The organism is Novosphingobium sp. PASSN1 (assembly GCF_002278815.1).
Genome location: NZ_NKIS01000001.1, coordinates 103891 through 125219, shown reverse-complemented (window position 1 = coordinate 125219; position 21329 = coordinate 103891). Strand labels below are relative to the sequence as shown.

Genomic DNA, 21329 nt, shown 5'->3' with positions numbered 1-21329 from the left:
CGCTTCCGGCGCGCATGGTCATCCCTGGAGGCGTGGCGCCAGGAAATCGGTAGAAACATATTACGTGAAGGTACAGGTACATGAGCGAAACGCTGCATCTGCCGGCCGAGGCGCGCGATCGGGCTGGCAAGGGAGCCTCCCGAGCACTGCGCCGCGAAGGCCGCATTCCCGCCGTGATCTATGGTGGCAATCAGGAACCGGTCTCGATCCACGTCGAGGAAAAGGAACTGCGCCGCCAGCTTGGCACCGGCAAGTTTTTCGATTCGGTGATCGAACTCACCATCGGCGGCCAGACCGTGCGCACGCAGCCCAAGGACGTGGCGTTCCATCCGGTTTCGGAACGTCCGATCCACGCTGATTTCCTGCGTATCTGAACACCTAGCGCGGACGATCATTCTGCTGCGGCGGAATGATCGCCCGCCGTGCACGGCATCCCGGCCCCTTTTGCGAACGCGAGGGGCCGGGACCGGCACCACCTGATCCCTACCCGCCCGGCGCGCATCTTCCCAAGACGGCGAAGGCGCCCTGACCAAGGAGACCCCCGCGATGCAGCTCTGGGTCGGCCTCGGCAATCCCGGGCCTCAATATGCCCTCCACCGCCACAATATCGGCTTCATGGTGCTCGACACCATTGCCGAGGTGCATTCCTTCGGCCCGGTCCAGAAGAAGTTCCAGGGCTGGGTGCAGGATGGCCGCGTGAACGGACAGCGGGTAATCCTGCTCAAGCCCGCCACCTTCATGAACGAAAGCGGCCGCGCGGTGAGCGAGGCGCTGCGCTTCTTCAAGCTCGGGCCGGACGCGCTCACCGTCTTTCATGACGAGCTGGATCTGGCGCCCTTCAAGGTCAAGGTGAAGCAAGGCGGCGGCCATGCCGGCCACAACGGGCTGCGCTCGATCGACCAGCATATCGGCCCGGATTTCCGCCGCGTTCGGCTCGGCATCGGGCATCCCGGCCACAAGGACCGCGTGACGGGCTACGTGCTGGGCAATTTCGCCAAGGCCGAACAGGACGATCTGGTCGAGATGCTCGGCGCGGTTTCAGCAGAGGCTGGCTGGCTGGCTGCGGGCGATGACGCGCGCTTCATGAACGACGTTGCGCTGCGGCAGAATTAACCGCTTCTTTTGTCGGCCCAGTTTACAACTCCCCTATCTCCCAACGTGCGTTAACCACCGAAACCAGCGGAATTGCCTAATTGGCATCAAGTTTGCTTCTTGAGGGTTTAACCACAGGTTTCTGGCAAGGGGACATAACCATGAAGCGTATCCTACTTACTTCCGCCGCCCTCCTGGGCACGGCCACGATCTCGACCCCGGCTTCGGCTTGGTTCACGCACACGCACTATTGCAATTGCGGCCACCCGGCAGGTTCGAACACCTGCGGCAGCTCGAGCTCGAGCACGAGCACCACGGGCGGTACCACCACCGGCGGCACCACGACCTCTTCGACGACCGGCGGCACGACGACCTCGTCCACCACGGGCGGCACCACCACGACTTCGACTTCTTCGTCGACGGGCGGCACCACCACCTCCACCACGGGCGGCACCACCACCACGACTGGCGGCACGACGACCGGCGGCACCACGACTTCGACCACCTCGGGCGGTTCGACTTCGGGCGGTTCGACCTCGGGCGGCACGGACGTTCCGGAGCCGGGCATGCTCGGCATGATGGGCCTGGGCTTCGTTGGCCTCGCCCTGGCGCGTCGCCGCCGCCGCTAAGACAACTTGATCCCCTGCCCCACCCCGTCCTTCAGGCAGCCCAGCGGGCTTCCTGAAGGAACGGACATAGGCCCAAGGGCCGGGGGATATTGAGGGGAACGCTCAGGATCGCGACGGACCGGCGATCCAGTCGCCGGACAAGTTCATCCCGCCGCAGCAACCGCCCGCGCCAGATCGGCGCGGAACAGGCGATTGGCGGGATCGAGGCGGATGGCCTCCTTCATCAAGCGCAGCATCTGTTGGCGGTCGCGTCCGGTTTCGAGGCGGACCAGCCCGGCAACATGCAGCATATCGGCATTGCGCGGCGCCAGTTCGAGCGCCTTGTCGGCATAGCGCAGCGCCGCGTCCGCATCGCCCGATCGCGACGCTGCAGCGGCCATCCGGCGCAGCACTTCAGCGTCGGTCTCATGGCCCGGGATCTGGCCATAGGCGGCCAGTGCGGCCTTCCAGTCCTGCCGGTTCAGCGCGGCCTGCCCGGCCTTGGCTAGCTGCTGGTTCGCCTTGATCTGGGGCGAGCCGAGCCGCGCCGCCAACGCGCCCACCGCAGGATCATTGGCCCCCCTTGCCGCGCGCACCGCCAGATCAAGCTCCCGTTCGCCGGCCAGCACGCTGTCTGACAGCGGCCGCACCGTGCGCAGCGCACTGGCCGCATCGCCAACCGCCAGCTGCGCCTCGGCCAGCATCATCCGGGAATAGGGGTTCTGCGGCGAAAGCAGCAGCGCCTGCGCAAACATCGCCCGCGCCTGTTCAGGACGGCCCAGCCGCAGAAGCGCCTCGGCATAGCTCATCCCGTTGGCAGAGCGCGGATCAAGCGTGGTTTCGTGGGCAACAAGCGTCTTGCGCACGGTTTCCCAATCGCCCTTTTCAGAGGCGAGCTGCACCGTAAGATCGACCACTTCAGGGTGGGCAGGCGAAATCTTGGCCGCGCGCGCCACCAGCGCGATGGCGGCATCGACCTGCCCTGCCATATCCGCAAGGCTGGCGAGCGCGGTCAGCGGCTCGACTCGCGCCGGGAAAGCCTCGGCCGCCGCAGTGAAGCTGCGCTTCGCCTCGTCCAATTTGCCCGTTTGCGAAGCAAGCGCGCCTGCGATCATCAGCGTATCGAGCCGCTTTGGCCCCAGCTGGCGCAGCGTTTCGATGGCAGCCGATGCGCCCGGATAATCCTGCGCGGCAATCAGGAAGCCGGCATAGGCATGGACCAGCGCGTAATTTTTCGCGCCTGTCGCCATGCCCTTGCGCAAGGCTTCGAGCGCTGCGGCGGAATCTGCTTGCGCGGAATAGGCTGCGGCCCGCAGACGCCAGGCATCCGGATCGCCATCTTGCCCGAGCAGCGTGAGCGCCGCCTCCGGCTGCCCCCGCATGATCGCCGCCTCCGCCTTCATCCGCACCGCTTCTGCGGTGTGGACTCCTGCATCCTCCAGCCGGCTGAGCGTCGCCTGCGCGCCGTCTCCATCGCCAAGGCGCAATTGCGTGTGCGCCAGCAGCAGCAGCATCTCACGGTTGCTGCCATCGGCATCGAGTGCGCTCACCAGGCTTGTGCGCGCGGCGGCATAATCCTCGGCGGCAAAGGCCTTCTGCGCACTGGCAAACTGCGCGGCAGGATCAGCGCGCGAACAGGCGGCGGTGGCGAGCAGGGCGGCGATGAGAAGGGCGCGTTTCATGGCCTTGGACAATACCGCACGAGCCCTGAAATTTCAGTGAAGGGAAAGCGCGTGGGGGGCAAGGGGCGCAAATCGTGGGCCACCCTTACAGTCACGTGGCCGTTAATGATCCGAAATGGCAGTTTTCCGCCATTGGCATGGAGTTTGCTCCGCTTCGGACTGAATATATCTTAACCAACCAGAGGCATGGCCATGATCAAGTTCGCAGCAGCCGCTTCCCTCGCCGTAATGGCCGCGCTCAGCGTCGCGTCTCCTGCCCTTGCAGACTCGATGCTGTTCAATTCCACCGACATCGGCAAATCGGTGACGCTCGATTACAACGGGTACTCGGGCAATGGCGGTGCCGCGATCAACGGCCTGACCGGATCGACCACGTTCACGCTGACGGGCGTTTCGGGCAACGACTATTCGTTTTCCTATGCGGTCAGCAACACCACCTCGGCGCCGGTCTCGGATTCGCGCATTTCGAGCTTCGCCTTCAACAGCGACCCGACGATCACCGGCGCATCCTCCACCGGTGCCTACAGCTACACCCAGCTCAGCTCGAACTATCCCAACGGGATCGGCACTGTCGACGTGTGCTTCAAGGACGCCTCGACCGGTGCCTGTGCAGGCGGCGGCAGCGGCGGCCTGACGGCGGGCCAATCGGGCACCGGCGATTTCACGCTGAGCTTCGCCTCGCCGGTTTCAGCGCTGACGCTGAGCGATTTCTACGTGCGCTACCAGTCGATCGTCGGCGTGCCGGGCGTGTCTTCGGCCAGCGGCGCGGGCACGATTTCCAGCAGCACCAGCAGCACCTCCGGTGGCAGCACCACCAGCGGCGGCACGCAGGTGCCGGAACCGGGCATGCTGGGACTGTTCGGAGCAGGCATCATCGGCCTTGCGCTGGCGCGCCGCCGCCGCGCAGCCGTGCGGGTGCAGTTCGCCGCGACCTGACCTTCGGTTTCCTTGCCGGAAAAAAAGGCTCTGATCCATCCGGTCGGAGCCTTTTTTCTTGGCCTCGATCCAGACTCGATAACGGTGCCTGCGACGCGCCTGATCACGTCTGCCTATTGAGCTCAGCGCAGCGCCTCGGCAAGGTGATCGGCGATTGTCTGGTTCTGCGGTGCTTTTTGCGCTGCACGATGCAAGAGCGAAAGCGCGCGCTCGCGGTTCGTGCCGGTTTTAAGCAGCAGCCAGCCCAGTGTATCAAGCACCGCAGGATCTTCAGGCGCGACCTGCATCGCGCGCTGCGCATAAGCCAATGCCACATCCTTGTTGCCAACTTGCGCCTGCGCCCAGGCCATGTTGTTAAGCACCAACGCGCTGCGGCCATCGGTGAGCGCTAGGATCTGATCATAGGCGATGATCGCGTTGCCCCAGTTGCCAGCCTTCATCGCCGCATCAGCCGCGCCCAGCGCCTGACCCAGCGATTGCGGCGTAGGATAGCGCGCACGCGCGGCGAAGAAGGCGGCGTTGGCATCGCCTGCGGCTTCGGCGGCCCGGGCCAGCAAACGCAAATCATCGAGCGCAGCAGTCTTGCTGCTGGCAAACGGCAAAAGCGTCTGCACAGCGCCGGCCGGATCATTGCCCGCCAGCTGCGCCTTGGCCAATTCGCGGCGCAACAGAAGGCTTTCGGGATGGCGCGTGAGCATGGGGGCAAGCCGCGCGCGCGCCTGTTCGGGCTGGCCGATCCGGGTCAATGCCTGAGCATAGAGCACATTGGCATCATCGCGGTCCTTGAGCTTGTCCTCGCTTGCCTGAAGAATATCGCGCGCGCCGGTCCAATCACCCTTGGCCGCTGCCAGCCGCGCCTTGAGATAAGCCATGGCGCCATCGCTGCTGGTGCCCTTGAAATCAGCAAGCAGTGCAGCAAGTTCATCGGTGCGGCCAAGATCGCCGAGCAGACCTGCCTGTCCGATCAGCGCGGCAAGATTGCCCGGATAGCGCTTCCCCGCCTTGGTATAAGAGGCAAGCGCGCGGCCAAGGCTGCCCTCCGCCGTGGCCACCTGACCATCGACCAGCATGGCATCGAGCAGATCAGCATCGGCGGAAAGTGCCCGGTCGGCAAGGCGGCGCGCTTCGGCCGTATCACCGCCCATCAGCTTGAGCCGGGCCATGCTGGCAAGCAACGGCGCATGGCGCGGCGCAGCGGCAATCCCTGCCTCGAACGCGGCAAGCGCGCCTGCCATGTTGCCTTGCGCCAGCATGGCCAGACCGCGCAGGCGCAGGCTCGGGGCCGTCACATCCTTGCCCAGTGCAGCAAGCGCATCCTCCGGCTTCCCGCGCAGCAGCGCGGCTTCGGCAACAAGCTGCGCGAAATCGGCGGGACGGCTCCTGACGCGAAGTTTTTCCAGACTGCTGGCGGCGGCGATGCCATCACCCATGGCCAGCGCATTGCGCGCGTTGAGCTCGATCAGCGCCGGATCATTGGGGGTGACAGCCAGCGCGGCGGAAAGATCAGCCTGCGCGGCGAGATAGTTGTGCGAAGAGTATTCGCTTCGTGCTTTGGCAGCGAGCGACTGGGGATCGGCTTCACAGCCCGCAACAAGCAGGGCAAGCGCGATTGCACAGAGCGCGGGAACCAAGGGAACAGGCCGGTTCATGTTTTCCTTTTCCTTTTATCCCGATGGACAACCGGTCGCACACAACATTCAAACCGGACTTAATGCCATTCCCTGAAATTTAGGTGAAAAACGGGTTACCGCAAGGCTAAGGGCCAAACGCAATCACAAGTTCAATCCCAAATGCAATCAGGGCGCCTTGAGCGTGCCCTGATTGCATTTGGACCTTGGCCCGCGTGACGCATATCGCCTCAGCCCCCTTGACCTTGGCGCCGTGCGATACCATCGCGCAGCTGACACAAGCGGGCAGGCCATTGGCCCGCTGCACCAGACTAAGGATCATTTCATGGGTTTTCGCTGCGGGATTGTCGGACTGCCGAACGTAGGCAAATCGACGCTGTTCAACGCGCTGACCGAAACGCAGGCAGCGCAGGCGGCGAACTATCCGTTCTGCACGATCGAGCCGAACATCGGCAACGTGGGCGTGCCCGATCCCCGGCTGGATGAACTGGCGCGGATCGCGGGCAGCCAGAAGATCATCCCCACACAGCTCGGCTTCGTCGATATCGCGGGCCTCGTGCGCGGGGCTTCGAAGGGCGAAGGGCTGGGCAACCAGTTCCTTGGCAATATCCGCGAGGTGGACGCGATCGTCCACGTGCTGCGCTGCTTCGAGAACGTCGACATCCAACATGTCGACAACAAGATCGATCCGATTTCGGATGCCGAGACGGTCGAGACCGAGCTGATGCTTTCGGACCTCGAAAGTCTGGAAAAGCGGGTTCCGGCCGCGCAGAAGAAGGCCGCGCAGGGCGACAAGGAAGCGAAGATCACAGCTTCCGTGCTGGGGCAAGCGCTCGATCTGCTGCGCGAGGGCAAGCCCGCTCGGCTGACGGTGCCCAAGGACGAGGAAGAAGCGCGCGTGTTTGCGCAGGCGCAGCTGCTGACCGCCAAGCCGGTGCTCTATGTGTGCAACGTGGAAGAGGAAAGCGCGGCCACGGGCAACGATTTCTCCGCCCGCGTGTTTGCCAAGGCACAGGCCGAAGGCGCCAATGCCGTCGTCGTCTCCGCCGCGATCGAAGCCGATATCGTGACGATGCCGGTGGAAGACCGGGGCGAGTTCCTCAGCGCGCTGGGGCTGGAGGAAGCCGGCCTCGCCAAGATCATCCGCGCCGGATACGAGCTCCTCCATCTTCTGACCTTCTTCACCGTCGGCCCCAAGGAAGCGCGCGCGTGGACGGTCCACGCCGGGGCCAAGGCCCCCGAAGCGGCGGGCGAGATCCATTCGGACATGCAGCGCGGCTTCATCCGTGCCGAAACCATCGCCTACGATGATTTCGTGACGCTGGGCGGCGAAGCGGCGGCGCGCGATGCGGGCAAGCTGCGGCAGGAAGGCAAGGAATATGTTGTCAGGGACGGCGACGTCATGCACTTCAAGTTCAACGTGTGATGTGCTGCTTGGCAGCAGCACGTTCTCGAAGCGATGAGGCCTGACCAGCGGCCTGACTGCCGGCCTGATTTGGGCGGGACAGGCAGATCGTGAACGAGAATGGGAAGGCGGAACCACGCATGGCAGGACAGACACGGGTCTTGATCTTTGGATCATGCGTTTCGCGTGATCCCTTCAACCGGGTCGGCCCGGACAACCCGGAGTTTGCGCTGGTCGATTATTTCGCCCGCTCCTCGATGGCCTCAATCGGCCTGGCGCCGCTCAAGGGCGTGGATGTTTCCAGCATCCGCTCCCCGTTCCAGCGGCGCATGGTGGACCGCGATTTGCGCAAGAAGTTCCTGCCAGCGGTGAAATCGCTGGAGTATGATGTCCTGCTGGTGGATTTCATCGATGATCGCTTCAAGCTGATCGTCACCAACCGGGGCCAGGGCATCACGGATTCGACCGCGTTCCGCGAACTCACCTTCGATCTGGCCACGCTGCGGTTCAAGAAGCTGTCCAACCGCGATGACTTGTTCCGCGACCACTGGAAGAAGGGCTGGCAGGATTTTCTCGCCACGGCCGGGGAATGCGGCGCTACGCGCAAGATCTTGATCAACCGGGTCTACTGGTCTGCCAGTGACGATGAAGGCAATCCCTTTCCCGATCAGCAAGCGATCACAGACGCCAATGCCTACCTCGACTGGGTCTACGACCAGATCGCGCAGGACCTGCCGACCGAACAGTTTCTGGAGTATCCGCGCGCTGGCTTTATCGGCAAGTGCCAGCACCAGTGGGGCCGCTCGCCGTTTCACTATGTCGATGCGGTGGAAGAGCATTGCCTGCGGGGCGTGAGCGCCCATCAGTTGATGATCGGCGCCTGATCCGCGCGTGCAAGCCCGAGGGAATGTCGAAAATGCAGTATTATGAAGATCTTATTGTCGGCACTGTCAGCCGGTATGGCCGCTACGAAGTGACCCGCGAGGAGGTGATCGACTTCGCGAAGAAGTACGATCCGCAAGCCTTCCACCTCGATGATGACGCTGCTGCCGCGACGCACTTCGGCCGCCTTTCCGCCAGCGGCTGGCACACCGCAGCGATGACCATGTCGATGACGGTCGCCAATCTCCTGAACAACAAGCAGGCCGGGCTTGGCTCACCGGGCATTGACGAGCTGCGCTGGGTTAAGCCCGTCTATCCTGGGGACACACTGCGCTGCGAGAACACCCTGCTGGAGAAGCGGCGCAGCAAGACGCGGCCGGAAATGGGCATCATCCGGGGCGAAACCCGCGTCTTCAACCAGCACGACGAACTGGTGATGAGCTTCAAGGCGCTGGGCATGATCGCCACGCGCGATCAGGCTGGCACGGACTGAGCGCCGGGCCTTGCATATCCGGCCCTATGAAGCTGCGGATTTCGCGGGACTCGATGTGCTTTGGCGCGAGGCTTTCCCCAACGATCCGCCGCGCAATCGCGCAGAGCAATCCGTTCCCGCCAAGCTTGCCATGAACGATGACCTGCTGTTCGTGGCGGTTGAGGACGGCAAGGTGATCGGCTCGATCATGGCGGGGTACGACGGGCACCGCGGGTGGCTCTATTCCGTTGCCGTGCGCCAGTCTGCCAAGCGGCGCGGGATTGGCACGGCGCTGGTAGAGACCGCCGAAGGTGCGCTGCGCCGACTGGGCTGCATCAAGATCAACCTGCAGGTTCGCAGCACCAATGCGGCTGTGATCGAATTCTACAAGGGCCTGGGCTTCACCGTGGAAGAGCACATCAGCATGGGGCGGCTGCTCTAGGCCGCCTCACATCGGCTTGCACTGCACCTGCCCCTTGGCGAAGAACTGGATCCGGCCCTGCGGATCGAGGATCGTGAGGCTGGTGGCAAGGCTTTGGATCACGCCGTTTTCAGTGGGCGGCGTGCCCGGGATCGGGGCGAGGATCAGGATGTGCTCTGCCCCGGCATAGCGGGTGCGTGCGGTTTCCGGCAGGATCTGGCTCCCGGTATCGGCCGGGATGCGCACGATCTGCCCCTTGAGCTTGATGATCGCTTCCTTTTCCTGCGCCAGCACGAGCGCGCTGATCCCGCCGCCTTCAGCCACGAAATTGCAGCCGCCGCCATAAAGCTTGTTCGTCTTGATCGCGAGGTAGTCGATCTCCTCGGGCTGGACCACACTCGCGGGAGGCGGCGGCGGCGGCGGCGGCGCGCTACAGGCGGCCAGCAGCAGCACGAGACCCGGCACCAGTTTGCGCATCATTTTCTCCCGAAAAGCTTTTCGATATCGCCGTGGGCGAGCTTGACCCATGTCGGGCGGCCATGATTGCATTGGCCCGAACGCGGGGTGACTTCCATCTCGCGCAGCAACGCATTCATTTCCGCGACCGAGAGTATCCGCCCGGCCCTTACCGAACCGTGACAGGCCATGGTTGCCAGCACCAGATCGCGCTTTTCGCCAAGCAGCAGGGCCGCACCGTTCTTCGCCAGATCATCGGCCACATCGCGCACCAGCGCCTGAACGTCTCCACCCTGGAGGACGGCGGGCACGCTGCGCACCAGCATCGCGGCAGGGCCAAAGCGTTCAAGCGCAAGGCCATAGGCAGCAAGCTCTGCGGCGGCCTCTTCGAGCCGGTCGCACGCAGGCTCATCCAGTTCGACCACTTCGGGAAGCAGCAGCGCCTGCGCCGGAGCGGCCCCCTCCCCCGCACCGGCAGCGCGCAGGCGTTCGAGCACGAGGCGTTCGTGCGCGGCGTGCTGGTCGACGAGGACAAGCCCGTCTTCAGCTTCCGCCACGATATACGTCGCGGCAACCTGCCCGCGCGCAACGCCGAGGGGATGGCTGGAGACCGGCTCTGCCGCCGGTTCGGCGCGCGCGGCGGGCGGCGCCATCACGGCAGCTTCGTAGCCGCGCCAGACCTGCCCCGCTTCGGAAACCTTTGCCGAGGGTGCCTGCAAGAAAAGGCTGGACTGCGGCGCGAAGGAAGATGGAGACGAAGGCGCGGGCATCGGCGCCAGCGGCTCTGCCTGCCAGGCGCGCATCGCCGCCGCGTCCGGGGTCTGCGCTGAGCGGCGGTCGCCGGTCATCAGCGCCTGCCTCAGGCCCGAGACGATCATCCCGCGCACCAGCGCCGGATCGCGGAAACGCACTTCGGTCTTGGCCGGGTGGACGTTGACGTCCACATCCTCGGGCGGGACATCGAGGAACAGCGCCAGCACCGCATGCCGGTCGCGCGCCAGCATATCGGCATAAGCGCCGCGCACCGCACCGATCAGCAGCTTGTCCTTCACCGGGCGGCCATTGACGAACAGGTACTGGTGATCCGCAACCCCGCGATTGTAGGTCGGCAGCCCGGCCACGCCGGTGAGATGGAAATCCCCGCGCACCAGATCGACCACCACGGCATTGTCATGCAATTCGCGCGCCACGATCTGCGCGGTGCGCCCGGCAAGCGTATCGCCGGGCTGGACGTGGAGCGCGCGGCGCCCATCATGCTCCAGCGTGAAGCCCACATCGGGCCGCGCGAGCGCAAGGCGGCGCACCACATCGAGGCTGGCGGCCCATTCCGAGCGCGCACTGCGCAGGAACTTGCGCCGCGCCGGCACTTTGCCGAACAAGTCTTCGACGCGAACGCGCGTGCCCGGCGGGAGCGCGACGGGGCCATCGGAAACCAGCGTGCCATGATCGACGACGCGGGCCCACGCCTCACCCTGCGATCCGGCGCGGCTCTCGATCGTGACCCGCGCAACCGAGGCGATGGAGGGCAGCGCCTCCCCCCGGAAGCCGAGGGTAGCGACCTGCTCGATTGCCCCGGTATCCCCGATCAGGCTCTCGGGCAGCTTGGAAGTGGCATGGCGTTCCAGCGCCAGCGCGATTTCATCGGCGCGCATCCCGCAGCCGTCGTCCGTCACCTCGATCAGCGCGAGGCCGCCATCCGCGAGCCGCACCGAGATGTGCTCGGCCCCCGCATCGATCGCGTTCTCGACCAGTTCCTTGAGCGCGCTCGCCGGGCGCTCGACCACTTCGCCCGCAGCGATGCGGTTGACGAGGGCCTCGGGCAACCTGCGGATCTTGTGCTGCTGGTTAATGAGAGACGGGATGTTTGAGGACGGAGACATCTGATGTGCAAGTCTAGCGGTGAGCATACGATTTTTCGAGACGGACCGTAGTACTTATCCCATGAAACCCTGCACAAAATATTGGGTTTTGTGCGGCGGCCCTGCTAATGCGCGCACTTCGCCAGACCCGCCTCGGCCTCAAGCGCCACGAGCGTCGACGGCCACAACCGCAGTTTTAAACGGATTCCCTGATGGCCTCGCTGCTTTCCCGATTCTTCAAATTCGGTTCCCAGAACATTGCTATCGACCTCGGCACTGCCAACACGCTGGTCTACGTGCAGGACCGGGGCATCGTGCTGAATGAACCTTCCGTGGTGGCGATCGAGACGATCAACGGCATCAAGCGGGTCAAGGCCGTGGGTGACGATGCCAAGATGATGATGGGCAAGACGCCCGACAACATCGAAGCGATCCGCCCGCTGCGTGACGGCGTGATTGCCGACATCGAAGTCGCGGAAGAAATGATCAAGCATTTCATCCGCAAGGTGAACGGCTCGAAGAGCCTGCTGCGCTATCCCGAAATCGTGATCTGCGTGCCTTCGGGCTCCACTTCGGTGGAACGCCGTGCGATCCGCGATGCCGCCAGCAACGCGGGCGCGAGCCAGGTGTTCCTCATCCTTGAACCCATGGCCGCGGCCATTGGCGCAGACATGCCCGTGACCGAGCCGGTCGGCTCGATGGTGGTCGACATCGGGGGCGGCACCACCGAAGTGGCGGTACTCAGCTTGCGGGGCCTTGCCTATACCACGTCGGTACGCGTGGGCGGCGACAAGATGGACGAAGCCATCGTTTCCTACGTGCGCCGCCATCACAACCTGCTGATCGGCGAATCGACCGCAGAGCGCATCAAGAAGGACTTCGGCATCGCTATCGTGCCGGCTGACGGCATTGGCGAGACGATCCACATCAAGGGCCGCGACCTTGTGAACGGCGTGCCCAAGGAAATCACCATCACGCAGGCCAACGTGGCCGAAGCGCTTTCGGAACCGATCGGTGCGATCGTCGAAGGCGTGCGCATCGCGCTGGAAAACACCGCGCCCGAACTCGCCGCCGATATCGTCGATCAGGGCATCGTCCTGACCGGTGGCGGCGCGCTGATCCGGGGCCTCGACGAGCATCTGCGCGAGGAAACCGGCCTCCCCGTCAGCGTGGCGGAAGACCCGCTTTCGTGCGTGGCGCTGGGCACGGGCCGGGCGATGGAAGATCCGATCTATCGCGGCGTGCTGATGACGGCGTGATGCCGCAACGTGGCATGCGGCGGATCGTATAAGGAAGGGTAGCATGGCGCGGCCTGCGGACCGGCGCCCGGGCTTTTCGCGCAGGGCGCAATACGGGATCTTCACCGGCTACGTCATCGCCGTGGCCGGGTTCCTTGTGGGCGCGGGGCTGCTCGTCGTGAGCATCGTCAACCCTTCCGCATTCTCGTCGGTGCGCGGGGCCGCGAGCGAGCTGGCGCGTCCGGCAGGCGAGGCAGGGGCCGAAACTCGCACCGCCGGGCAGGGCATCATTGCCGCCATCGGTGCCTATTTCCAGGCTGGCAGGCAAAACGCCGAACTCTCACGCGAAGTCGCCGCCGCGCGGGCCAACGCCGTGACGATGCAGGCGCTGGAGGGTGAGAACCGGCGGCTGAAGGCGCTGCTCGGGATTGTCGACCCTGCAGCCCGTCCGATTGCGGCAGCGCGGCTGATCGGCTCGACGGCGGCCAGTGCGCGGCGTTTTGCGGTGCTTTCGGCAGGCGCAGCGCAGGGCGTGCGCGCAGGCCAGCCGGTGCGCTCGGCGGCCGGGCTCATCGGCCGCGTGATCGAAGCCGGGCCCGGCACCGCGCGCGTGCTGCTCGTTACCGATCCTGAAAACGTCGTGCCGGTGCGCCGCGCGCGTGATGGCCTGCCCGCGTTCGTCGAAGGCAAATCCGATGGGCGCATCGCGATCCGCCTTCTCAACATGGGGACCAATCCGCTCAGGAAGGGGGACGTGTTCGTCACCTCCGGCTCGGGCGGACTCTATCCGCCGGGCATTCCTGTCGCGGTCGTCACCGATGTGCTGCACGATGGCGGCATCGGCCACCTCGCCAGCGATCCCGCCGATGCCGATTTCGTGGTGGTCCTGCCAGTATTCCAGCCCGCCGCTGCCGCCGCGCTGGGCGCCAGCCAGCAAGCGGCAGGCCCCGCCCCTGAGGCAAGCGGCGCAGGAGACGGCACCTGATGCCCCTGCCCCGCCTGACCGATCTGCCGGCGATCACGCTGCGACCCGAAGAACTCGTCCCCCAGCGCATCAACCGCGCGCCATCACCGCTGCTGGCCACCGGGCTGCCGTGGGCCACGGTCATGCTCGCCTCGCTCGCCGCGTTCTCGCCCGTGATCGCCTCCGCCCCGGTGGCGCCGCCACTGGCGTTCATGGTGTTTCTGGCCTGGCGCATGCTGCGCCCCAGCCTGCTGCCGATCTGGGCCGGACTGCCGCTGGGCGCGTTCGATGATCTCTATAGCGGCCAGCCTTTCGGATCGGGCATCGTGCTGTGGTCGGCGGCGATGCTGGCGATGGATGCGATCGACAACCGCCTGTTGTGGCGCAGTTTCGCGCAAGACTGGGCCGTCGCCTGCCTGCTGGTCACCGCCTATCTGGCGCTTGCGGCGGGTATTGCCGGGCTGGCCGCTGGGTATCCCTTGCCGCTGGTGATCGGCCCGCAGATCCTCGTCTCGCTGGCGCTCTATCCGCTGTTGACCCGAGCCGTCGCGCTGCTCGATCGCATCCGCCTGCTCCCCCTCAAGGCGGTCTGACGCCCATGCGGATGCCTTGGTCCAAGCCAGAGAGGCCGCTGCCGGTAACGAGCGCGCAGCTGACCAACACGTTCGAGCGGCGCACTTTCGTGCTGGGCATGGCGCAGGCGGGCGTCGGCCTGCTGCTGGCCGGGCGGTTGACGTGGCTGGCCGTGGCCGAAAACGCCAAGTACCGCGCGGCGGCCGAAAGCAACCGCGTCAACCTCACCCTCATCCCGCCCCGGCGCGGCTGGGTGATCGATCGCACCGGCGCATCGCTGGCCGCCAATCGCGCCGATTTCCGCGTCGATCTTGTGCCGGACCGGCTGGTCGATACCGATGCCACGCTCGCCACGCTGTCGCAGCTCCTCGGCCTCACCGCCGACCGCGTGAGCGACATCAGGGACAAGCTGGAGAAGGCGCGCGGGTTCCAGCCGGTCGAAGTCGCCTCGAACCTTGATTGGGACAAGTTTGCCGCCGTCAGCGTGCGGCTCCCCGAACTGCCCGGCGTGATCCCGCAGCGCGGCTTCTCGCGCTACTACCCCACAGGCGCGGCGGTGGGCCACCTTGTCGGCTATGTCGGCCCGGCCTCTGCCGATGACTACGAGAAGGAACGCAACCCGCTCCTTATCACGCCGGGCTTCAAGATCGGCAAGGACGGCCTCGAAAAGCATTTCGAGGAGCGGCTGCGCGGCACACCAGGCGCGCGGCGGGTGGAGGCGACGGCAGGCGGCCGCGTGGTGCGCGATCTCGGTACGCGCGAAGACGTGCCGGGCAGGCCCATCCAGCTGACCATCGATGCCGCGCTGCAGGACTATGCCGCACGCCGCATCGGCCTTGAATCCGGGTCAGTCGTGGTGATGGACTGTGCGACCGGCGATCTCCTCGCGATGGTCTCGATGCCCAGCTTCGATCCCAACAGCTTTGCCGACGGGATCGGCCGGATCGAATGGAAGATGCTGGCCGAGGACGACCACGTGCCCTTGCGCAACAAGGTGCTGCGCGGGCTCTATCCGCCCGGCTCCACCGTCAAGCCGATGGTGGCGCTCTCGTTCCTCGAAGCCGGGCTTGATCCCGAAGCCAGCGTGAATTGCGGCGGGGGCCTGCGCGTCGGCAACCGCGTGTTCCACTGCTGGAACCACCGCGGCCACGGCGCGACCAACATGGCCAAGGGCATCTACCAGTCGTGTGACGTCTATTTCTACCATTTTGCCCAGCAGATCGGGATGGACCGGATCGCGGCAATGGCCCGCCGCCTCGGGCTTGGGCAGGAATTCCCGATGCCCTACCCCGGCCAGTCCTATGGCACCGTGCCGGACCCTGCGTGGAAACAGCGCAAATATGGCAAGGAATGGGCGATCTACGATACGGTGAACGCCACGATCGGCCAGGGCTACATGTTGGTCAATCCGCTGCAGCAGGCCGTCATGGCCTCGCGCCTGGCTTCCGGACTCCAGCTTACGCCGCGCCTGCTGATGGACCGCAAGACGCCGCAAACGCCTTCGCTCGGCATCCGGCAGGATCACCTTGATCTCATTCACGCCGCCATGAACGAAGTCGTCAACGGGCGCGGCACCGCCGGCAAAGCGCGCCTGCCGGTGGAAGGCGTGCAGATGGCGGGCAAGACCGGCACCGCGCAAGTCGTCGGCCTCAATATCGGCAACGGCAAGGGCGGGCTGTGGAAGCACCGCGACCACGGCCATTTCATCTGCTTCGCCCCGTTCGACAAGCCGCGCTATGCCTGCGCTGTCGCCATCGAGCACGGCGGCGGATCGGGCGCGGCCTACCCCATCGCGCGCGACGTGATGACCTTCCTGTTCGACCGCGCCAAGGCGATGGAAGTGCTCGCAGGCTACGAAAAGACGTGGGGCGGCAACGTGCAGCAGCGCATGGCGGCCAAGTACAACGCCTATGCCGCCCAGTTCGGCGCAAGCGCCCCCGAAGCGCCTGACGAAGCACAGGCCGCCGAAGCGGTTGCCGCAGACAACAAACCCGCGCCCGAGCCGACCGCCGCGCAGACCGACGCCGCGCCCCCCGCGCCCGAGCCCGAGGCGACGCCCGCACCTGCCGAGAGCGCAGCGCCCGCAGGTGCCCCAGCCGCCGCGCCGCCAGCCAATCCCGCTCCGGCCGCCACCGCCGCAGCGCCGCCGGGAGCCTAGCGATGCAGCGCGCCTATATTCCCGGCTTCATCGCCCGCCAGCCGTGGGGCGTGATCCTGCCGCTCACCGCGCTCGTCCTGTTCGGCGGAGCGGTGCTTTATTCAGCGGCGGGCGGGCATCTCATGCCGTGGGCGCTACTCCACGTCGTGCGCTTTGCGGTGTTTCTCGCCATGGCCATGGTCATCTCGCGCATCCCGCAGGCGTGGTACAAGAATGCGGCGCTGCCATCCTATGCGGTGCTGTGCGTGCTGCTCGTGCTGGTCGAACTGCTAGGCCGCGTGAGCGGGGGCAGCCAGCGCTGGCTCAACCTGGGTTTCATGCAGCTTCAGCCTTCGGAGCTCATGAAACCGGGCATCGTGCTGGTCCTCGCCTGGTTCTACAGCGTGCTGCCCCCATCCGAAATCCGGACATGGCGCGCCATCGTGCCGGCAGTGATGCTGCTGGGCTTGCCTGCGGGGCTGGTCATGCTCCAGCCCGATCTGGGCACCGGCCTTGCCATCAGCTTCGGCGCCGTGGTCATCATGTTCCTTGCCGGGCTGCCCTTGTGGCTGTTCACCAGCGGCGCGGCTGCGGTCTCGGTGGCGGCACCGTTGGCGTTCTTCACGCTGCTGCATGATTATCAGCGCAAGCGCGTGCTGGTGTTCCTTGATCCGGAAAGCGATCCGCTGGGATCGGGCTACCACATCACCCAGTCCAAGATCGCGATCGGTTCGGGCGGCCTGTTCGGCAAGGGCTTCGGCCAAGGATCGCAGAGCCATCTCGATTATCTGCCCGAGGCGCATACCGATTTCGTGTTCGCCACGATGGCCGAGGAATGGGGCATGCTCGGCGGCCTGTTCGTGCTCACGGTATTCGCGCTGATCCTGCGCTGGGGCATCGGCGTGGCGCTGCGCGCCCCGGACCGCTTCTCGCGGCTGCTGGCAGCGGGCATGGTGACGACGATCTTTTTCTACATCTGCATCAATCTGATGATGGTCATGGGCCTGGCGCCGGTGGTGGGGATCCCCCTCCCCTTCGTCAGCCACGGCGGTTCCTCGATGCTGACCAACATGCTGTGTATCGGCACCCTGATGGCGGTCGACCGCTGGTCACGGCGGCCGCATGGCGCTTTCGCATAAAAAGACAAAATTGGGGCTTGGCAGCGCTCTGAAAATCGCTAATGGGGCGTCTCCCAGTCGGCAGTGACGGCTCGGAAGCACCCCGGTGCGGACGCATAGCTCAGTTGGTAGAGCAGCTGACTCTTAATCAGCGGGTCCTTGGTTCGAGCCCAAGTGCGTCCACCATCCCCTTAAAATCAAATGCCAATAGCTCTGCCGTCCGGGCAGCGCGCTATGGCTGTGCCTTCAGCCGCGCACCATCACGCGCACTCCGCCCCAGCGGCTTCAGTACAGTTCATCCTTATAGACCTGATCCAGCACTTGTTCGGTATGGGCCACGTCTTCCGTGCCGAGCAGTTTCTGCCGCGCATAGCCGCGTGCGGCTATCGACTTGGCATCGCCGGTCCATTTCTCCGGCTGCCAGAGATGCGAGCGGATCAGCGCCTTGCCGCAGTGGAAATGGCATTCGGTGGGGCGCACACGGGTGTAGACCAGCGCGGGTTTGCCATCGACTTGCATGGCTTCCAGCGTTGCGGGGTCGTTGTGGATCGTGGCCAGCCCCTTGATCCGCAGCGTTTCGCGCTGGTGCGGGGCGATGAATATCAGCCCGATCTGGCCGTTGCGCAGGATGTTGCGAAAGCCGAAGGTCAGGCGGTTGCCGGGGCGCTCGGGGATCAACAGTTCGCCCTGCTCATCGATGCGGACGAAACCGGCAGGATCACCCTTGGGCGAGATGTCGGGGCGGCCTTGCGCATCGATCGTGGCGACAAACGCCAGCGGCGAGGCCGCGATGAACTCGCGCATCGAGCCTGACAGGCTTTCGGTGATCTTGGCGCGGACGAACTCCATCGGTTCGCCCAGCACGGCTTCGAGCGCGGCTTCATCGGTGATCTGGTGGGCCTTGGGCATGTGGCGATCCTCCTCGCGGATGCGATCATCACATGCCCGCAGGTCGTGCGCAATTACTCGCTGCGACGCTGGGCCCTGCCCCTAGCGGAACTCAAGCTCCGGGAAGCCCGCGGCCGCCGACTGATCGAGCGCATCGTAATAGAAGTTCGCGCCGCCGAAATAGATCAGTACGCGCGCGCCCTTGTCCGCGCGGTTCGCGCCCATCATCCACGAATTGACCTTGTCGCCCTGCGCCATCAGCGTCTGCGCATGGATGTCGGCGGTCTGCTTTGTCCATGCCGCTTCCGCCTCGGCCTTGGGCCAGAACGTGGCGTGGCCTTCGTGCTCCATCTTGCGGATGCAGGCGGTGATCCAGATGACATTCTGCTCGATCGAGGTCGGCAGGTTGGCAAACGGGGCCTGCGGGCCAGTGACCACGAACATGTTGGGGAAGTCCGCCACGGCCACGCCCATGATGCTGCCCGATACGGTCTGCCACTTGTCGTTCAGCGTCTGCCCGCTGGCACCGATGATCGGGAAGGCCTCCAGCGAGCCCGTATAAGCCTTGAAGCCAGTGGCGAGCACGATGATGTCGAACTCGTAGTCCTTCGCCGTGGTGCGCACGCCGGTCTCGGTCACCTCGACGATCGGCTCGGCCTTCTTGATGTCGACGAGGTGGACGTTGTCACGGTTGAACGCCTCGAGATAGCCGTGATCGAGCGGCGGCCGCTTGGCGAAGAGCGGGTAGTCGTCGTAAGTCGGGCACAACAGCGCGGCGAGTGCGGGATCGTTGACCCGCGCCTTCATTTTGCTTGTGATGAAATCGCCAGCCAGTTTGTTGGCTTCGGGGCTGGCGAGCAGGTCGTCGAACGTCTCGAACACCCAGCGGAAGCTGCCGGTCCAATTTTCCTCGAAGATGCGCTGGCGCTCTTCGGGCGGGGTATCGAGCACGTTGCGGCCCACCGGGCTGTCAAACGCCATGCCGAACACGTGGTTGCGGCACTTGGCGATGATCGCGTCGTAGTTGTCCTTGATCTCCTTCTCCCACTCCGGCGTCATCGGGCGCTGCATGGCGGGGAGGATGTAGTTCGGCGTGCGCTGGAACACGGTGACATCGCCGGCGGTCTTGGCGAGTTCGGGCAGCATCTGCACGGTGGTCGCGCCCGCACCGATCACGCCGACACGCTTGCCGGCATAGTCCAGCCCTTCCGGCCAGCGCGAGGAATGGAAGATCGGGCCTTTGAAGCTGTCCAGCCCCTTGATCGCGGGGATTTCCGGCTGCGAGATCATACCCATGCCGCTGACGAAGTATTTGCAGGTGAAGGTCTCACCCGTCCCGGTCGTGATCTGCCACCAGCCCTTGTCGGCCAGATAGCGCGCTTCGGTGATCTCGGTGTTGAGCTGGATGTGCGGCATCATGTCGCACTTGTCGACAACGAAGCGCATATAGGCCTGCGTCTCGGCGCGGCTCGGGTAGCGCTGGGTCCACTTCCACTCCTGCAGGATCTCCTTCGAGAAAGTCAGGCAGTAGTAATAGCTTTCGCTGTCGGTCGCAGCGCCCGGATAGCGGTTCCAGGCCCAGGTGCCGCCCACATCCGAAGCGCGGTCGAACACGCGGATCGAAAGGCCCGCTTCGCGCAAGTAATGAATGAGCGCGATACCTGCAAAGCCTGCGCCGATGCCGATGGCATCGAAATCGGGCTTTTCGCCGCTGGTGGTTGCGGAAGCCGCCCCTGCCTGCGGGGCCATGGTGGTGGTGGTCATCTCTCGTCCTCTCCTTGCGGCCATCATTTGCGGCGCGCGATAGGTTCAAAATCAGTACCTTGCTGGATTCTCCTGCAAGATCAGTAGAGTGTTTCCATGCAAGCCTTCGAATAGGGCACCATCTGATCGACCGCCCCGGCGCGCAGCTTCTGCAGCCAGTTCGGATCGGCCAGCAGCGCGCGGCCCACGGCCACGAGATCGAAATCGCCGCGCGCGAAACGCCGTTCGAGTTCATCCATCGACTTGAGCGTGGGCACGGATTCACCCGCGACGAAATCCTCCATCAGATCGCGGTCCAGCCCGACCGAACCCACCGTGATCGTGGGCTTGGCGGTGATGTGCTTGGTCCACCCGGCCAGATTGCGGTCATCCTCCTCGGGGAACGCGGCTTCCCAGAAGCGGCGTTCGGAGCAGTGGAAGATATCGACCCCGGCCTCAGAAAGCGGCGCGACCCAGCGTTCCAGTTCGGCCGGATTGTTCGCGATCTTCGCGTCATACTGGTAGGTCTTCCACTGCGAGATGCGGAAGATGATGGTGAAATCCGGCCCAACCGCCGCGCGCACCGCCGCGACGCAATCTGCGGCAAAGCGCCCACGCTGGGCAATATCGTCGCCGCCATAACGGTCATCACGCTGGTTGGTGGCGGCCCAGAAGAACTGGTCGAACAAGTAGCCGTGCGCGCCGTGCATCTCGATGGCATCGCAGCCCATGCGTTGGGCCTCGAGAGCGCCGCGCGCAAACGAGGCAATCACTTCATCGATATCGGCCGTGGTCATCACGCGCCCGCCCGGAATATCCGGCCCGACGAGGCCCGAGGGGCTTTCCAGCGGGGGATGCGGCGAATCCGGGAAGTTGAAATCCTCGCACCCGCCGACATGCCAGAGCTGCGGGATCATCGCCCCGCCCGCGCGGTGGACATCGGCGGTGGCGCGCGCCCAGGCGGCAAGGCCTTCCTCGCCATAAAAGGCAGGCACCGTATCGGCGGCGACCGAACCGGGGCGATCAACCGCGACGCCTTCGGTGATGACGGCGGCCACCCCGCCTTCGATGCGGCGGCGGTAATAGTCTGCCGACTCCTGCGTGAGCACGCCGCCCGGCGCGAAATAGCGCGACATCGGGGCCATCAGGAAGCGGTTCGACAAGTGCAGCGACTTGCAATCAAACGGGGTGAAGAACTGGTCGAGTGACGTCATGTTTTGCAGTCCT

At 65.1% G+C, this 21329-nt stretch carries 19 protein-coding genes, 1 tRNA gene and 1 pseudogene; 14 read left to right on the top strand and 7 right to left on the bottom strand.

The window, feature by feature from the left end; all coding sequences use genetic code 11:
• Positions 1-80 precede the first annotated feature (80 nt).
• The 3 genes and pseudogenes from rplY to CFE35_RS00530 all read left to right on the top strand — a co-directional run.
• Positions 81-371, top strand: a pseudogene (rplY, locus tag CFE35_RS00540) (50S ribosomal protein L25); the annotation flags it as partial.
• A 175-nt stretch (positions 372-546) separates the two neighbouring features.
• On the top strand, positions 547-1113 hold the full coding sequence (gene pth, locus CFE35_RS00535; protein ID WP_292926855.1) for an aminoacyl-tRNA hydrolase: 567 nt from the start codon (positions 547-549) through the stop codon (positions 1111-1113).
• Positions 1114-1253: 140 nt separating this feature from the next.
• Positions 1254-1721 (top strand): PEP-CTERM sorting domain-containing protein, encoded by a 468-nt coding sequence (locus CFE35_RS00530; RefSeq protein WP_292926853.1) that lies wholly within the window; start codon positions 1254-1256, stop codon positions 1719-1721.
• 143 nt (positions 1722-1864) lie between these two features.
• Here CFE35_RS00530 and CFE35_RS00525 read toward each other — a convergent pair whose 3' ends face one another.
• Entirely contained in the window at positions 1865-3382 is a 1518-nt protein-coding gene (locus tag CFE35_RS00525) for a tetratricopeptide repeat protein (RefSeq protein WP_292926851.1), read from the bottom strand.
• A 192-nt stretch (positions 3383-3574) separates the two neighbouring features.
• On the opposite strand from CFE35_RS00525, the gene CFE35_RS00520 reads away from it, so the two are divergent.
• Positions 3575-4318 (top strand): cistern family PEP-CTERM protein, encoded by a 744-nt coding sequence (locus CFE35_RS00520; RefSeq protein ID WP_292926849.1) that lies wholly within the window; start codon positions 3575-3577, stop codon positions 4316-4318.
• A gap of 122 nt (positions 4319-4440) precedes the next feature.
• Here the strand turns inward: CFE35_RS00520 and CFE35_RS00515 are convergent, their stop codons facing one another.
• Positions 4441-5967, bottom strand: coding sequence for a tetratricopeptide repeat protein (locus CFE35_RS00515; RefSeq protein ID WP_292926847.1), 1527 nt, complete (start codon positions 5965-5967; stop codon positions 4441-4443).
• Between the two features lie 304 nt (positions 5968-6271).
• Here CFE35_RS00515 and ychF point away from each other — a divergent pair, with 304 nt between their 5' ends.
• The 4 genes from ychF to CFE35_RS00495 all read left to right on the top strand — a co-directional run bounded on the left by ychF (position 6272) and on the right by CFE35_RS00495 (position 9147).
• The gene (gene ychF, locus CFE35_RS00510) at positions 6272-7372 is read left to right on the top strand and encodes a redox-regulated ATPase YchF (protein ID WP_292926845.1); all 1101 of its coding nucleotides are present in this window, start codon (positions 6272-6274) and stop codon (positions 7370-7372) included.
• Positions 7373-7491: 119 nt separating this feature from the next.
• Positions 7492-8235: a DUF6270 domain-containing protein gene (locus CFE35_RS00505; RefSeq protein ID WP_292926843.1), complete on the top strand. Its 744-nt coding sequence runs from the start codon at positions 7492-7494 to the stop codon at positions 8233-8235.
• A 32-nt stretch (positions 8236-8267) separates the two neighbouring features.
• Positions 8268-8726, top strand: a complete 459-nt coding sequence (locus CFE35_RS00500) for a MaoC family dehydratase (RefSeq protein WP_292926841.1) — start codon at positions 8268-8270, stop codon at positions 8724-8726.
• Positions 8727-8736: 10 nt separating this feature from the next.
• Positions 8737-9147 carry a GNAT family acetyltransferase gene (locus CFE35_RS00495; protein WP_292926839.1) on the top strand — a complete coding sequence of 137 codons (411 nt, stop codon included), beginning with the start codon at positions 8737-8739 and terminating at the stop codon, positions 9145-9147.
• A 6-nt stretch (positions 9148-9153) separates the two neighbouring features.
• Here CFE35_RS00495 and CFE35_RS00490 read toward each other — a convergent pair whose 3' ends face one another.
• Together CFE35_RS00490 and mutL are read right to left on the bottom strand one after the other, a co-directional pair.
• On the bottom strand, positions 9154-9606 hold the full coding sequence (locus CFE35_RS00490) for a hypothetical protein (RefSeq protein WP_292926837.1): 453 nt from the start codon (positions 9604-9606) through the stop codon (positions 9154-9156).
• A complete protein-coding gene (gene mutL, locus CFE35_RS00485; RefSeq protein ID WP_292926835.1) occupies positions 9603-11462 on the bottom strand; it encodes a DNA mismatch repair endonuclease MutL in 1860 nt (619 codons plus the stop codon). The genes CFE35_RS00490 and mutL overlap by 4 nt, the downstream gene beginning before the upstream one ends.
• 191 nt (positions 11463-11653) lie before the next feature.
• Between mutL and CFE35_RS00480 the strand changes: the two genes are divergently transcribed.
• The 6 genes from CFE35_RS00480 to CFE35_RS00455 all read left to right on the top strand — a co-directional run bounded on the left by CFE35_RS00480 (position 11654) and on the right by CFE35_RS00455 (position 17657).
• Entirely contained in the window at positions 11654-12700 is a 1047-nt protein-coding gene (locus CFE35_RS00480; protein ID WP_292926833.1) for a rod shape-determining protein, read from the top strand.
• Positions 12701-12743: 43 nt separating this feature from the next.
• Positions 12744-13664 (top strand): rod shape-determining protein MreC, encoded by a 921-nt coding sequence (mreC, locus tag CFE35_RS00475; RefSeq protein ID WP_292926831.1) that lies wholly within the window; start codon positions 12744-12746, stop codon positions 13662-13664.
• Positions 13664-14236, top strand: a complete 573-nt coding sequence (gene mreD, locus CFE35_RS00470) for a rod shape-determining protein MreD (protein WP_292926829.1) — start codon at positions 13664-13666, stop codon at positions 14234-14236. The genes mreC and mreD overlap by 1 nt, the downstream gene beginning before the upstream one ends.
• A gap of 5 nt (positions 14237-14241) precedes the next feature.
• Positions 14242-16374, top strand: coding sequence for a penicillin-binding protein 2 (gene mrdA / locus CFE35_RS00465; RefSeq protein ID WP_292926827.1), 2133 nt, complete (start codon positions 14242-14244; stop codon positions 16372-16374).
• Positions 16375-16376: 2 nt separating this feature from the next.
• Positions 16377-17492, top strand: a complete 1116-nt coding sequence (gene rodA / locus CFE35_RS00460; protein ID WP_292926825.1) for a rod shape-determining protein RodA — start codon at positions 16377-16379, stop codon at positions 17490-17492.
• Between the two features lie 89 nt (positions 17493-17581).
• Positions 17582-17657, top strand: a tRNA-Lys gene (locus tag CFE35_RS00455).
• A 99-nt stretch (positions 17658-17756) separates the two neighbouring features.
• On the opposite strand, the gene CFE35_RS00450 is transcribed toward CFE35_RS00455, so the two are convergent.
• The 3 genes from CFE35_RS00450 to CFE35_RS00440 form a co-directional block, all read right to left on the bottom strand.
• Entirely contained in the window at positions 17757-18380 is a 624-nt protein-coding gene (locus CFE35_RS00450; RefSeq protein WP_292926823.1) for an MSMEG_1061 family FMN-dependent PPOX-type flavoprotein, read from the bottom strand.
• 81 nt (positions 18381-18461) lie between these two features.
• Positions 18462-20123, bottom strand: coding sequence for an NAD(P)/FAD-dependent oxidoreductase (locus tag CFE35_RS00445; protein WP_292926821.1), 1662 nt, complete (start codon positions 20121-20123; stop codon positions 18462-18464).
• A gap of 80 nt (positions 20124-20203) precedes the next feature.
• Positions 20204-21316, bottom strand: a complete 1113-nt coding sequence (locus CFE35_RS00440; protein WP_292926819.1) for an NADH:flavin oxidoreductase — start codon at positions 21314-21316, stop codon at positions 20204-20206.
• Positions 21317-21329: the final 13 nt, after the last annotated feature.